Consider the following 13,930-nt stretch of genomic DNA (forward strand, 5'->3'; position numbering starts at 1 on the left):
TATTCCTCTCCTGCTGTTAGTTAAAAGGTTTTAAGTCAACGCGCGCCATCATCGCGGCTAACTGGGTACGATCGGTAATACCGACATTGCTCTGGCTCACGGCCAGGGCTGCAACGGCGGTGGCAAGACGTAACGTATGTTCACTGGATTCACGCATCAGCAGGCCGTAAATCAGGCCGCCAACCATAGAATCCCCTGCGCCAACGGTGCTCACTACTTCCATTGACGGCGGTTTGGCAATCCATTCACCTGAAGCGTTAACCCACAACGCCCCTTCTGCACCCAGCGAGATTACCACGTGAGCAATACCCTGCTCGCGCAGCGCATGGGCGGCCTCAATCACATCTTTTAATTCCGGCAGCTTGCGGCCTGCCCAGATCTCCAGCTCGCGGCGGTTTGGCTTCACCAGCCATGGAGACGCTTTCAGCCCCGCCACCAGCGCATCGCGGCTGCTGTCGAAGATAATGCACGGGCACTGGCTGCGCAGGCGCGTCATCCAGTCGGTAAACGCTTCCGGGCTGACGCCGGACGGCAGGCTGCCGCTGACGCACACCATGTCGAACTGGCCCAGCCAGGTCAGGGAGTCGGTAACAAAGCGCTCCCAGTCAGCTGGCGTCACTTCGAAACCTGAGAAGTTAAGATCGGTCACTTCGCCGTCTTTTTCCGTCAGCTTAACGTTGATGCGGGTACGGCCCTGCACAACCTGGAAACGGTTGGCAATGCCCAGCTCGCTGAACAGCTGCTGGAAGCCATCCTGGTTATCTTTACCGAGGAATCCGCCTACGGTGACGTCGATACCGAGATCCTTGAGCACCTTCGCGACGTTAATCCCTTTGCCCGCAGCATGCAGGCCAGTGGTACGCACGAGGTTAACTTCGCCGCGCTCAATTTCCGGGCAAAACCCCACCAGGTCATAAGCCGGGTTCAGCGTAATAGTCGCAACACGTCTGCTCATTATGCGCCCTCCCCCAGACCTGCCGCGATGGCGTCGCCAATTGCTTTCAGCGCCTGTTCAGCATCTGCGCCCTGCGCGGTGAAGCGCAGGCGATGGCCTTTCTTCACGCCCAGCGCGACGACTTTCATCAGGCTGCGGCCGTTGGCCGGTTTGCCCGAACCATCCAGGTTGGTCACGGTAATCTCGCTTTCAAATTGTTTAATGGTGTTGACCAGCATGGTGCCCGGACGGGCATGCAGGCCGTGTTCGTTACGCACCACGAACTCGGCGTTCAGCACGTCGTCCGTTAGCGCGTCGTCGCTGGTCAGCAGCGCCAGCACGGTCGCCGCATCGGCGTTCAGCAGTTTTTCAGCTTTATTGTTCAGCAGCAGATCGCCCAGACGCTTCAGCACCGAAACCGGCTGCTCATCGTTCATCGCCACAGTCACCAGCATGGCTGCTGTCTCGCCCTCAACGTCGAACGCGGTGGCGGCGCGGCTCACTGCAATTGCGCTGCGCAGGTTGCCTTCAGCGCTGTCGTTCAGCCAGATGCCCTGGCCGAGATTCAGCGGTTTATCGTTAATCACGCGCGTCACAAAGGTGGCATCAGCGGCACCCGCTTCTTTCAGGCGACCCGCGTTCAGCGCCTGCAGCGTGACCAGGTCGGAGGCCACAACATCCAGCGTCAGCGTGTCGTTATCCAGCTTCAGCGCTTCACTCTGTTTTTCGCCCATCAGCAACGCCCGCAGCTCTTCAGCGGTTGTTGCAGACTTCAGCTGTTCCGCCACGGAGTCATCGCTCAGGACATGCGTCAGCTGACGCAGCAGGCCTAAGTGTTCGTCGCTGCTCGCCGCGATACCGATAGCAACATAAGCCACCTGGCCGTCGCCCCAGAGCACGCCCTGCGGGAACTGATAAACCTTAACGCCGGTTTTCAGCACCTGGTCGCGGGTGTCGGTTGTGCCGTGCGGAATGGCAATGCCATTGCCGAGGAAGGTGGAGGTCTGCTGCTCGCGCGCCAGCATACCGTTTACGTAGCCGTCCGCGACGTTACCCGCCTGCACAAGGGCAGCGGCAACCTGACGAATAGCCTCTTCTTTATCCCCGGCCTGAGCGCCCGGGTGAATATCCTGAACAGATAACTGGAACATGGTTCTCCTCTCCTGCTGAAAGTGAATCGTTTCAGCTTACATGAGAAAAAATGCGCTAGCCTGCTCCGTTTGTTAAAACAAGATAGCGCTGAAACGTTTCAAAAAGTCTTGCGCTTTCTGCAATGGCTTGCAAGAAATGTCGTATTTCCGATATCAGAATTTAGAGATACTGCACATTTCTTCTGCGTTCAGCTGAATTTTGCTGAACTTCAGCAAACCAGTTTCAGCTAAGTTCAGCCAGGTGGGGAGTAAGTTGAAATGCCATTTTGATTTTTCGTGGGGTAATTGACTTCACCCACTGTTTATTTTTTAACTGACGGCGTAAACTCCGCCCCTCTCTGTTACTCGCTAATTATAAAACATGCATAACACCCCAGCGGCCACCGCGCCGAAGCCCTTTGATTTGACGTCAACGGCGTTCCTGATTGTTGCCTTCTTCACGGGCATCGCCGGTGCGTTGCAAACCCCGACGCTGAGCCTGTTCCTGACTAACGAAGTTCACGCTCGTCCGGCGATGGTTGGCTTCTTTTTTACCGGAAGCGCCATCATCGGCATTCTCGTCAGCCAGTTTCTCGCCGGTCGTTCCGACCGCAAAGGCGATCGTAAAAGCCTGATCGTTTTCTGCTGTCTGCTGGGGGTGCTGGCCTGCGTCCTGTTTGCCTGGAACCGTAACTATTTCGTTTTGCTGTTCATCGGCGTTTTTCTGAGCAGCTTTGGCTCAACCGCCAACCCGCAGCTGTTTGCCCTTGCCCGCGAACATGCCGACCATACCGGGCGGGAAGCGGTGATGTTCAGCTCGATATTGCGCGCTCAGGTGTCGCTGGCATGGGTAATTGGCCCGCCGCTGGCCTACGCGCTGGCGATGGGGTTTGGCTTTACGGTGATGTACCTGAGCGCGGCGGTCGCGTTTGTGGCGTGCGGCGCAATGGTATGGTTTTTTCTGCCGTCAATGCGCAAAGAGCCCAAAGTGGCAACGGGCGTGCTGGAAGCGCCGCGTCGTAACCGCCGCGATGCCCTGCTCCTGTTTGTTATCTGCACGCTGATGTGGGGCACTAACAGCCTGTATATCATTAACATGCCGCTGTTTATTATTGATGAGCTACACCTGCCGGAGAAGCTGGCCGGCATTATGATGGGCACCGCCGCGGGTCTTGAGATCCCAACCATGCTGATTGCAGGCTATTATGCGAAGCGTTTTGGAAAGCGTTTTTTAATGCGCATCGCGGCCGTCGCCGGGCTGCTATTCTACGTTGGCATGCTGACGGTCCATGCGCCAGCCCTGCTTCTTGCTTTACAGCTGCTGAACGCCGTGTATATCGGCATCCTGGCGGGGATTGGCATGCTCTACTTCCAGGATCTGATGCCGGGGCAGGCAGGTGCCGCCACCACCCTTTATACTAATACCACCCGCGTGGGCTGGATTATCGCGGGCTCGATGGCAGGTATCGTTGCCGAGATCTGGAACTACCACACGGTGTTCTGGATTGCGCTGGTGATGTGTACGCTGACGATTGGCTGTCTGGCGAGGATCAAAGACGTTTAAGGCGCGGTGAGCGCTTCCAGCTCCAGCAGCCATGTCATTGCCTGCGCGCGCGTGCTGCCGCACATTTCAGCTGATGGCTGAAGCCCGGAACAGACCTTCGGGCGCAGGGGAGACTCAAAGATCATACACAGGTTGGATTCAGAGAGCTGAACGCAGCGGGTATTGGCGGGCTTGCCTTCAGGCATGCCTGGAATGGGGCTTGAAATGGACGGAGCGGTACAGCACGCGCCGCAATCTGGACGACAATCCATACATGCTCTCTCGGTGGCGAACACCCGTACAGTCGGGCATCGGGCGCACAGTAACACCTTTTGCGTATTGATAGCAAAAGCCACGAATTCCACTTGCCTGAAAGGCCGCGCGCGAGTAATTTGGCGCGATATTTTTTACCTCCCGTAGACAGGATTACTGCAATGCCAAGAGCGAACGAAATTAAGAAAGGTATGGTACTGAATTACAACGGCAAATTGCTGATTGTGAAAGACATCGACATTCAGGCACCAAGCGCCCGTGGTGCAGCGACGCTGTACAAAATGCGTTTCGCCGATGTGCGTACCGGCCTGAAGGTGGAAGAACGTTTTAAAGGTGACGATATCGTTGATACCGTGACCCTGACCCGCCGCTACGTTGATTTCTCCTACATCGACGGCAACGAATACGTGTTCATGGATAAAGAAGATTACACCCCGTACATCTTCACCAAAGATCAGATCGAAGAAGAGCTGCTGTTCATTCCTGAAGGCGGTATGCCAGACATGCAGGTACTGACCTGGGACGGCGTGCTGCTGGCGCTTGAACTGCCGCAGACCGTGGATCTGGAAATCGTTGAAACCGCGCCGGGCATCAAAGGCGCGTCAGCAAGTGCGCGCAACAAACCAGCGACCCTGACTACCGGGCTGGTTGTGCAGGTGCCGGAATATCTCTCCGCTGGCGAGAAGATCCGCATCCATATTGAAGAAAAACGCTATATGGGTCGTGCTGACTGATTATGGCATTTGTCGGGTGGCGGCTTCGCCACCCGACAATTCCGGTTACAGAAGCTCCGGATACTTCGTCATCTTCAGCGCCAGCTCGACCCCTCGCACTTCCGCCATCCCCTTCAGGCGGCCAATCGCCGAATAGCCCGGGTTGGTTTTCTTACGCAGATCGTCCAGCATCTGGTGTCCGTGATCCGGACGGAACGGAATAGGACGCACATCGCCCGCCTGCTTGCGACGCGCCTCTTCAGCCAGAATAGCGTCGACCACCGCCACCATATTCACATCACCGCCAAGGTGCGCCGCCTCGTGGAAGGTTTTTGGGTTCTCTTCACGGCAGGTCGCACGCAGATGCGTAAAGTGAATGCGATCGCCGAAGGTTTCAATCATCCGTACCAGATCGTTATCAGCGCGCACGCCGTAGGAGCCGGTACACATGGTAAAGCCGTTATAGATGCTGTCGACCGTCTCTTTCAGCCATTGCATATCTTCAATCGTAGACACGATACGCGGCAGGCCGAGGATAGGACGCGGCGGATCGTCCGGATGTACCGCCAGACGCACGCCGGCTTCTTCCGCAACCGGAACGATAGCGCGCAGGAAATACGCCATGTTTTCACGCAGCTGCTGCTTATCAATATTGCCGTATTCCGCCAGACGCGCGCGGAACTGGTCCAGCGTGTACCCCTCTTCCGCACCCGGCAGGCCAGCAATGATATTGCGGGTCAGCTTCTCAACGTCCGCTTCACTGGCGGCATTGAACCATTCAAGGGCCTGCTGCTGCTCTTCAGCGGTGTAATCCGCTTCGGCGCCCGCGCGTTTCAGAATGTGCAGCTCAAACGCCGCAAAGGCAATCTGGTCAAAACGCAGCGCTTTCGAGCCGTCCGGCATCTGATATTCCAGGTCGGTACGCGTCCAGTCCAGAATTGGCATGAAGTTATAGCAGACCGTATCAATGCCGCAGGCCGCCAGGTTGCGAATGCTCTGCTGATAGTTTGCTATCCAGGTCCGGTATTCCCCGGAATGGGTTTTGATATCTTCGTGAACCGGAATGCTTTCTACCACAGACCAGGTTAACCCCTTCTCCGCCAGCAGCGCCTGACGCTGTTGAATCTCCTCAACCGGCCATACCTGGCCGTTAGGAATGTGATGCAGCGCCGTGACGACACCCGTTGCGCCAGCCTGACGCACATCATCAAGAGAAACCGGATCGTTCGGCCCGTACCAACGCCAGGTTTGTTCCATTGCCTCATCCTCTCAAGTTGTTATACCAATATCGGTTACTGCAATGACGACTACCATACATGTTTGCCGTGAAGGGTCAACACGCCGCCACACATTGATTGATCAAACTCACAGAACGGGGATATTTACGGCTTACCAATTTTATTTGCTGTCATATAACTTTAGACTGACATTGTTAATTAATGGTTAATCAGGTGTGTATTTCATGAAGACAATTGCCTCAACCGCCCTTCCAGCCCAGGTTCAACAACCGCGCTACGATCGTCATCAACTGCGCTCCCGCATCGTCCATTTCGGCTTCGGTGCGTTTCACCGCGCGCATCAGGCATTGTTAACAAACCGGGTGCTGAATGAAAAAGGCGGCGACTGGGGAATTTGTGAGATTAGCCTGTTCAGCGGCGACGTGCTGATGAGCCAGCTGCGCGCGCAGGATCACCTGTTTACCGTGCTGGAGAAAGGTGCTGAAGGAAATCAGCCGATTATTGTCGGGGCCGTACATGAATGCCTGAATGCAAAGCTGGACTCTCTGCCCGCGATAATAGAGAAGTTTTGCGAGCCGCAGGTGGCGATTGTGTCGCTCACCATTACGGAGAAAGGCTACTGCATCGATCCCGCGACCGGTAAGCTGGATTTACAAAACGCCCGGATCGTCCACGATCTGGAAAATCCCGCTGAGCCGCATTCCGCGCCGGGGATCCTGGTCGAAGCCCTTAATCGCCGTCGCGAGCGCGGCTTGCCTGCGTTTACCGTGCTTTCCTGCGACAACATTCCGGACAACGGCCACGTGGTGAAAAATGCGGTGCTTGGCATGGCGCAAAAGCGCTCCCCGGCGCTGGCGGAGTGGATCGAGGGCCACGTGAGTTTTCCGGGAACGATGGTCGACAGAATTGTTCCCGCCGCGACGGAGGCCTCGCTTGCGGAAATCGCCGACGCGCTCGGCGTTGACGATCCCTGCGCCATAAGCTGCGAGCCGTTTATTCAGTGGGTAGTGGAAGATAATTTTGTCGCCGGGCGTCCGGAGTGGGAAGTGGCGGGCGTTCAGATGGTGCAGGACGTTCTGCCGTGGGAGCAGATGAAATTACGCATGCTTAACGGCAGCCACTCTTTCCTGGCGTATCTGGGGTATCTCGCCGGGTACGCGCATATTAATGAATGCATGGAGGACGCCACCTTCCGCGAAGCCGCCCGGCGGCTAATGCTGGATGAACAGGCGCCTACGCTGCGTATAAAGGATGTCGACCTGACTGCTTATGCCGACAGTCTGATCGATCGCTTTGCTAACCCGGCGCTGCAGCACCGTACCTGGCAAATCGCGATGGACGGTAGCCAGAAGCTGCCGCAGCGAATGCTGGATGGCATCCGCGTCCACCTTGAGCGTAAAACAGAATGGCCGCTGCTGGCGCTGGGCGTCGCTGGCTGGATACGCTACGTCAGCGGGTTCGACGAACGCGGCAACGCGATTGACGTTCGCGATCCCCTCAGCGATAAAATCCGCACGATTGTCGAGGCCAGCAGCGACGCCGACCGCGTAGATGCGCTGCTGGGGCTGAGCGAGGTCTTCGGTCACGATCTCGCGCAAAATAGCGTTTTCGCTGAGGCTGTCAGCCAGGCCTACCAGCGCATCATCCGCCGTGGCGCACGCCAGGCTGTTATTGAAACGTTAAATCTTTAGCGATTATTGCGCTTAATGCGAACGGACATTGCCTCCGTTCGCCCTCCCCCTTCTCATTGCGCCCGTTTTTCGCCAGGATAAGAGCATAGTGTTATAGCATCACAATTCTCTTGCGGAGCGCACGTGACCAAAACCAACCTCATCACCGGTTTTCTCGGCAGCGGTAAAACCACCTCTATTCTTCATCTGCTGGCGAATAAAGATCCCGCCGAGAAATGGGCCGTGCTGGTCAATGAATTCGGCGAAGTGGGCATTGATGGCGCGTTGCTGTCATCCAGCGGCGCAATGATTAAAGAGATCCCCGGCGGATGCATGTGCTGCGTTAACGGCTTACCGATGCAGGTAGGCCTCAATACGCTGCTGCGTCAGGGCAAACCGGACCGCCTGCTGATTGAACCTACCGGTCTGGGCCACCCGAAGCAGATCCTCGATTTACTGACCGCCCCGGTTTACGAGCCGTGGATCGATCTTCGCGCCACGCTGTGCCTGCTCGATCCGCGTCAGCTTCTGGATGAAAAAGCGGTGGCCAATGAGAACTTTCGCGATCAGCTCGCCGCAGCAGACGTTATTGTCGCCAATAAAGAAGATCGCGCCACGGCGGAAAGCCGGGCCGCGCTGGACGCGTGGTGGCAACATTTCGGCGGCAATCGGACGCGGGTGCAGGCCACTCAAGGGAATATTGATAGCGCCCTGCTGGATCTTCCCCGTCTGAACCTGGCGCAACTCCCGGCCAGCGCAGAGCATGCGCATCACCATTCTGCAAAGCAGGGTCTGGCCGCGCTTAGCCTGCCGGAACACCAGCGCTGGCGTCGTAACCTTAACAGCGGTCAGGGGTATCAGGCCTGCGGATGGATTTTCGATGCCGATACCGTTTTCGATACCATTGGCATCCTTGAGTGGGCCAGGCTTGCGCCGGTCGACCGCGTGAAAGGGATCATGCGCACGCCAGACGGGCTGGTTCGGATCAACCGCCAGGGCGACGATTTCTTTATCGAAACGCAAAACGTCGCGCCACCTGACAGCCGAATAGAGTTAATTAGTGCGGTTAACGCCGACTGGAATGCCCTGCAGTCCAGCCTGTTGAAGCTTCGTTTAAGTTCGGGCGGCTAACGTTGCCCCAGTTTTCACTCAATGCAGAACGTTATGACGACTCGAATTCCCCAGATACTACTGCTTAATGTCGCCGGTCTGGCGCTCTTTTTCTCCTGGTATATCCCGGTGAATCACGGTTTCTGGTTCCCGCTGGATTCATCCCTGTTTCATTTCTTCAACCAGGGGCTGGTGAAGAGTGACGCCTTTCTGTGGCTGGTGGCAATTACCAATAACCGCGCCTTTGACGGCTTTTCCCTGCTGGCCATGGGCTGCCTGATGCTCTCTTTCTGGCTCAAAGAGGATGACACGGGGCGTCGCCGCATCCTGATTATCGGACTGGTGATGCTTCTGGCTGCGGTGATCATTAATCAGCTGGCACAACATCTGATGCCGGTAAAACGTGCAAGTCCTTCGCTCTCTTTCCCGAATATTTATCGCGTGAGTGAACTGCTGCATATTCCAACAAAAGATGCCTCGAAGGACAGTTTCCCGGGCGATCACGGCATGATGCTGCTTATTTTTTCTGGCTTCATGCTGCGCTATTTCGGTAAGAAGGCGTTCGCAATCGCCCTGCTTATTGTGGTGATATTTGCCTTCCCACGCGTGATGATTGGCGCGCACTGGCTGACGGATATTGTCGTGGGTTCCCTTTCCGCGGTGCTGATTGGTCTGCCGTGGGTTCTGATGACGCCTTTGAGCGATCGCCTAATTACCCTTTTCGATCGCTATCTTCCGCGTAGAAAGCAACAAAAATTGAACAAATAATTACCGTTTTTTAACGCAAACTATCGGGGATCATCACGATCCCTGATAATGCCCTTCCCGCGATCTTTCTGCGCTGTCATATTCTTGTCATCGCATTCGTGATAAAAATGAAGCAATTGCACGATTACGCGGCGGATCTGCCGCTATTTTGTGCAATGACAAATTTTTACTTTCTGTATCACAATTTCTTATAAAAAAAAGGCTCTTTTTACTCGCAATAGCCCTGGCAATCGGTTAATCTCGAACTCGTTTTGCCCCATGGAGATAATTATTTCGATGGTGAATAATTTTGTGCGCTGCACCACAAATGTCACCAGAAACAATTGTCTCAATGTGAACAGATAATTAGTCTCGTCACGTTTGGCATTTTTATAACGATATTTGTCGTTAAGGACTTCAAGGGAAAATAAACAAAATGGTCAAATCTCAACCGTTTCTGAGATATATCTTACGGGGGATCCCGGCGATAGCAGTCGCGGTACTGTTATCTGCATGTAGTACATCGAACACCGCAAAGAATATGCATCCTGAGACGCGTGTTGTGGGAATGGAAGATTCCTCTTCACTGCAAGCCTCTCAGGATGAATTTGAAAATATGGTACGTAATCTGGACGTGAAGTCCCGCATTATGGACCAGTATGCTGACTGGAAAGGCGTGCGTTACCGTCTTGGCGGCAGCACTAAAAAAGGCATTGATTGTTCCGGCTTTGTACAGCGTACCTTCCGCGAGCAATTTGGGTTAGATCTTCCGCGTTCGACCTACGAACAGCAGGAGATGGGCAAGTCGATTTCACGTACCAAACTGCGCACCGGCGATTTAGTGCTGTTCCGTGCAGGTTCTACCGGTCGACATGTGGGCATCTACATTGGTAATGACCAGTTTGTACATGCCTCCACCAGCAGCGGTGTGACCATTTCCAGCATGAATGAACCGTACTGGAAGAAGCGCTACAACGAAGCGCGCCGCGTACTGACCCGCAGTTAATATGATAATTGTATCGTTGGTTATCCCTTGGCTGGCGATACAATAAAAAAAAAGCACTGCTTCGGCGGTGTTTTTTTTTGCCCGTTACAATGAATACAATCAGCGGCAATTCAGGAACCACGACGTTTATGCTCACCCGCTACTTCTCCAGTCATCGAAAGATACTGTTCCTCAGTATCATTACCGGCCTGATCGCCGCCCTGCTCCTGGGTTCATTGCAATTTTTCTGGAGCTACCACAAGCGGGAAATCCGATTCGATACGTTGATCATGGATGTGCGCATCTACATGGAGAGCTATTTTGACGAGCTGAAAGCCTCCATCGACGTGCTCCAGCCGCTGACGCTCAATAATTGCCAGGACGTTAACGCGGAGCTGACCTCGCGCGCGGCCTTCAGCCTCAACGTACGCGCCTTCCTGCTGGTCAGAGACAAAATGGCGTTCTGCTCGTCAGCCACAGGGCCAATGAATGCCCCGATGGAGGAGCTGATACCCGAGCTGCACATCAACAAGCAGGTTGATATCGCACTGCTCCCCGGCACGCCCATGCTGCCCAATAAGCCCGCGATTGCCATCTGGTATCGTAATCCGCTTGTGAAGGACGGCGGCGTATTCACCTCGGTGAATCTCAACCTGACGCCTTACCTGCTTTACACCGCGCGCCAGGACGAGTTTGCAGGCATCGCGATCGTCATCGGCGACAATGCGTTATCCACTGCCTCAAGCGCCCTCGTCAAAGCGAAGGATTTACATGAAACGCCGGCGCGCACCGCGACGCTCAAAGACGTTCCTCTGACCATCAACCTGTACGCCGAGGAGTGGACGACCGATGAGATACTTTACGCCCTGTTCTTCGGGCTGGTGTGCGGGATTGCGGCAGGGTCGCTTAACTTCTACATCCTCACGACGCGTCTCAATCCGGGCAAAGAGATTCTGAGCGCCATCAAGCGCGGCCAGTTTTATGTAGTTTATCAGCCCGTTGTCGACGCCAAATCGCTCAGGATGACCGGGCTTGAAGTGCTGATGCGCTGGAAGCACCCGACCATGGGTGAAATCCCGCCGGACGCCTTTATCAATTTTGCCGAAGCGCAGAAGCTGATTGTTCCGCTCACGCTGCATCTTTTTGACCTGATTATTCACGATGCGCCAGTGCTACAGACCGTGCTGCCGCCGGGTGCCAAAGTGGGCATTAATATCGCGCCGGGGCATCTGCATGCGGAAAGCTTCAAAGACGATATGCGCACCTTCAAAGCCCTGCTGCCGCCTGATTACTTCCAGATCGTACTGGAAATTACCGAGCGCGACATGCTGAACCATCGGGAAGCTAACAGCCTCTTCGAATGGCTTCATAACGAAGGGTTTGAAATTGCCATCGACGATTTCGGCACCGGCCACAGCGCGCTGATTTATCTTGAACATTTCACCATGGACTACCTGAAAATCGACCGTGGTTTTGTCAACGCCATTGGCACAGAAACCGTGACCTCCCCGGTGCTGGATGCCGTACTGACGCTGGCAAGACGACTGAATATGTCGACCGTTGCGGAAGGGGTGGAAACACCGGAACAGGCGGCCTGGCTGCGCGAGCATGGGGTTAATTATCTGCAGGGTTACTGGATTAGCCGCCCGATGCCGCTGGAGCAGTTCCGCACGTGGCAAAATACGGTGTCGCCTGACGGGGAATAATTTCACATTGCCCGTGGCGTCACTTATTATTCAGCTTAACTGAGCCGGTCTGTAAAAGAGGGAGCCGCCGCGAGATGTTTATGCGCTTTATGTTGCTTTGGTTGGCAGTCGTGAGCCTGTCCAGCCAGGCGCAAACCATCAAAGAGAACATCGCGTTCGCCGTGATTGGCGAGCCAAAATACGCGGTCAATTTTACGCACTTCGATTACGTCAATCCTGCCGCCCCTAAGGGTGGAAAGGTCACGCTCTCGGCTACGGGAACGTTCGACAACTTTAACCGCTTCGCCCTGCGCGGCGTGGCCGCGGCGCGAACGGAATCGCTCTATGACACGCTTTTTGTCACGTCTGATGATGAGCCCGGCAGCTATTACCCGCTGATTGCCGATAACGTGCGCTACGCGGATAACTTCGCCTGGGCCGAAATTACCCTAAACCCCCGGGCCCGCTTTCACGACGGCACGCCGGTCAAGGCCAGCGACGTCGCTTTTACGTTTCATAAATTTATGACCGAAGGCGTTCCTCAGTTCCGCATTGTGTATAAAGGCGCAACGGTGCGCGCCATTGCCCCCCTCACCGTACGCATTGAGCTGAGCGAACCGAACAAAGAGAATATGCTTAGCCTGTTCTCGCTGCCGGTTATGCCTGAATCGTTCTGGAAAAACCATAAGTTAAGCGACCCGCTCTCCACGCCGCCGCTGGCCGGTGGCCCTTACCGCATTACCGACTGGCGCATGGGGCAGTACGTGGTCTATTCCCGCGTGAAAGATTACTGGGCGGCTAACCTGCCGGTAAACCGCGGGCGCTGGAATTTCGACACCCTTCGCTATGACTACTACCTCGACGATAACGTGGCGTTTGAAGCGTTCAAGGCCGGCGCCTTCGATTTACGCGTGGAGAACAGCGCCAAAAACTGGGCGACCCGCTATATCGGCAAAAACTTCACGAAAGGCTACATCGTGAAAGACGAGCACAAAAACGAATCCGCCCAGGACACGCGCTGGCTGGCGTTTAATATTCAGCGCCCGGTATTTACCGACCGCCGCGTTCGGGAAGCCATTTCCCTGGCCTTCGATTTTGAATGGATGAACAAAGCCCTGTTTTACGGAGCATACAGCCGCGCGAACAGCTATTTCCAGAACACCGAATATGCCGCGCGCGACTACCCTAAAGCCGACGAACTGCTCCTGCTGGCGCCGCTGAAAGCGGAAGTGCCGCCGGAGGTGTTTACCACGGTGTTTCAGCCGCCCGCTTCAAAGGGTGACGGCTACGACCGCGACAACCTGCTGAAGGCCAGCAAGCTGCTGGATGAGGCAGGCTGGCAGCTGAAGAACCAGAAACGCGTCAATGCGAAAACCGGCAAGCCTTTAAGCTTTGAACTGCTGCTCTCCTCCGGCGGCAACGATCAGTGGGTGCTGCCGTTTAAGCACAACCTTGCGCGGCTGGGGATCACCATGAACATTCGCCAGGTCGATAACGCGCAGATCACCAACCGCATGCGCAGCCGCGATTACGACATGATGCAACGCCTGTGGCCCGCGCAGCCGTGGCCCAGCTCGGATCTGCAAATCTCCTGGGCCTCCAGCTACATCGACTCCTCGTACAATGCGCCAGGCGTAAAAAGCCCGGCGATTGATGCCCTGATTGCAAAAATTGTGGCTGCGCAGGGCGATAAAGATAAGCTCTTGCCGCTTGGTCGCGCCCTCGACAGGGTGTTAACCTGGAACTACTACATGCTGCCCATGTGGTATATGGGCGAAGACCGCCTTGCGCGCTGGGACAAGTTCTCCGTGCCTGCCGTGCGCCCTGTCTATTCTCTGGGCTTTGACACCTGGTGGTATGACGTGAATAAAGCCGCCAGACTGCCCGCCGAGCGGCGATAAG

The 13,930-nt window shown here is 55.4% G+C and carries 12 protein-coding genes; 8 read left to right on the plus strand and 4 right to left on the minus strand.

Translation table 11 applies throughout. The features are described 5' to 3' along the window. Window positions 1-16: 16 nt before the first annotated feature. Together fruK and fruB are read right to left on the minus strand one after the other, a co-directional pair. Complete coding sequence (gene fruK, locus IM313_RS22065) at window positions 17-955, minus strand: 1-phosphofructokinase (RefSeq protein ID WP_010433510.1); 939 nt, start codon at window positions 953-955, stop codon at window positions 17-19. Beyond that, window positions 955-2,085 carry a fused PTS fructose transporter subunit IIA/HPr protein gene (gene fruB / locus IM313_RS22070; protein ID WP_028013870.1) on the minus strand — a complete coding sequence of 377 codons (1,131 nt, stop codon included), beginning with the start codon at window positions 2,083-2,085 and terminating at the stop codon, window positions 955-957. Before fruB ends, fruK begins: the two co-directional genes overlap by 1 nt. 361 nt (window positions 2,086-2,446) lie before the next feature. Here fruB and setB point away from each other — a divergent pair, with 361 nt between their 5' ends. Further along, a complete protein-coding gene (setB, locus tag IM313_RS22075; RefSeq protein ID WP_192971282.1) occupies window positions 2,447-3,628 on the plus strand; it encodes a sugar efflux transporter SetB in 1,182 nt (393 codons plus the stop codon). On the opposite strand, the gene IM313_RS22080 is transcribed toward setB, so the two are convergent. After that, window positions 3,625-3,879 carry a YkgJ family cysteine cluster protein gene (locus IM313_RS22080; protein ID WP_028013872.1) on the minus strand — a complete coding sequence of 85 codons (255 nt, stop codon included), beginning with the start codon at window positions 3,877-3,879 and terminating at the stop codon, window positions 3,625-3,627. The genes setB and IM313_RS22080 overlap by 4 nt on opposite strands. A gap of 162 nt (window positions 3,880-4,041) precedes the next feature. On the opposite strand from IM313_RS22080, the gene yeiP reads away from it, so the two are divergent. Beyond that, window positions 4,042-4,614 carry an elongation factor P-like protein YeiP gene (gene yeiP / locus IM313_RS22085; protein ID WP_008500940.1) on the plus strand — a complete coding sequence of 191 codons (573 nt, stop codon included), beginning with the start codon at window positions 4,042-4,044 and terminating at the stop codon, window positions 4,612-4,614. A gap of 45 nt (window positions 4,615-4,659) precedes the next feature. Here yeiP and uxuA read toward each other — a convergent pair whose 3' ends face one another. Next, window positions 4,660-5,850: a mannonate dehydratase gene (uxuA, locus tag IM313_RS22090; RefSeq protein WP_192971281.1), complete on the minus strand. Its 1,191-nt coding sequence runs from the start codon at window positions 5,848-5,850 to the stop codon at window positions 4,660-4,662. A 205-nt stretch (window positions 5,851-6,055) separates the two neighbouring features. Here uxuA and IM313_RS22095 point away from each other — a divergent pair, with 205 nt between their 5' ends. The 6 genes from IM313_RS22095 (at window position 6,056) to IM313_RS22120 (ending at window position 13,929) form a co-directional block, all read left to right on the plus strand. Further along, window positions 6,056-7,522, plus strand: a complete 1,467-nt coding sequence (locus IM313_RS22095; protein ID WP_045259725.1) for a mannitol dehydrogenase family protein — start codon at window positions 6,056-6,058, stop codon at window positions 7,520-7,522. A gap of 123 nt (window positions 7,523-7,645) precedes the next feature. Beyond that, window positions 7,646-8,632: a GTP-binding protein gene (locus IM313_RS22100; protein ID WP_048960965.1), complete on the plus strand. Its 987-nt coding sequence runs from the start codon at window positions 7,646-7,648 to the stop codon at window positions 8,630-8,632. Between the two features lie 33 nt (window positions 8,633-8,665). Continuing rightward, window positions 8,666-9,379: a phosphatase PAP2 family protein gene (locus IM313_RS22105; protein WP_028013876.1), complete on the plus strand. Its 714-nt coding sequence runs from the start codon at window positions 8,666-8,668 to the stop codon at window positions 9,377-9,379. A 415-nt stretch (window positions 9,380-9,794) separates the two neighbouring features. Next, complete coding sequence (mepS, locus tag IM313_RS22110; RefSeq protein ID WP_028013877.1) at window positions 9,795-10,364, plus strand: bifunctional murein DD-endopeptidase/murein LD-carboxypeptidase; 570 nt, start codon at window positions 9,795-9,797, stop codon at window positions 10,362-10,364. Between the two features lie 128 nt (window positions 10,365-10,492). Next, on the plus strand, window positions 10,493-12,049 hold the full coding sequence (locus tag IM313_RS22115; protein ID WP_047367968.1) for a cyclic di-GMP phosphodiesterase: 1,557 nt from the start codon (window positions 10,493-10,495) through the stop codon (window positions 12,047-12,049). A gap of 74 nt (window positions 12,050-12,123) precedes the next feature. Next, window positions 12,124-13,929, plus strand: coding sequence for an extracellular solute-binding protein (locus tag IM313_RS22120; RefSeq protein WP_028013879.1), 1,806 nt, complete (start codon window positions 12,124-12,126; stop codon window positions 13,927-13,929). The last annotated feature ends 1 nt before the right edge of the window (window position 13,930 follow it).

This window comes from Enterobacter cloacae complex sp. P2B (assembly GCF_014895985.1).
In the GTDB taxonomy this organism is placed as follows: Bacteria; Pseudomonadota; Gammaproteobacteria; order Enterobacterales; family Enterobacteriaceae; genus Enterobacter; species Enterobacter bugandensis.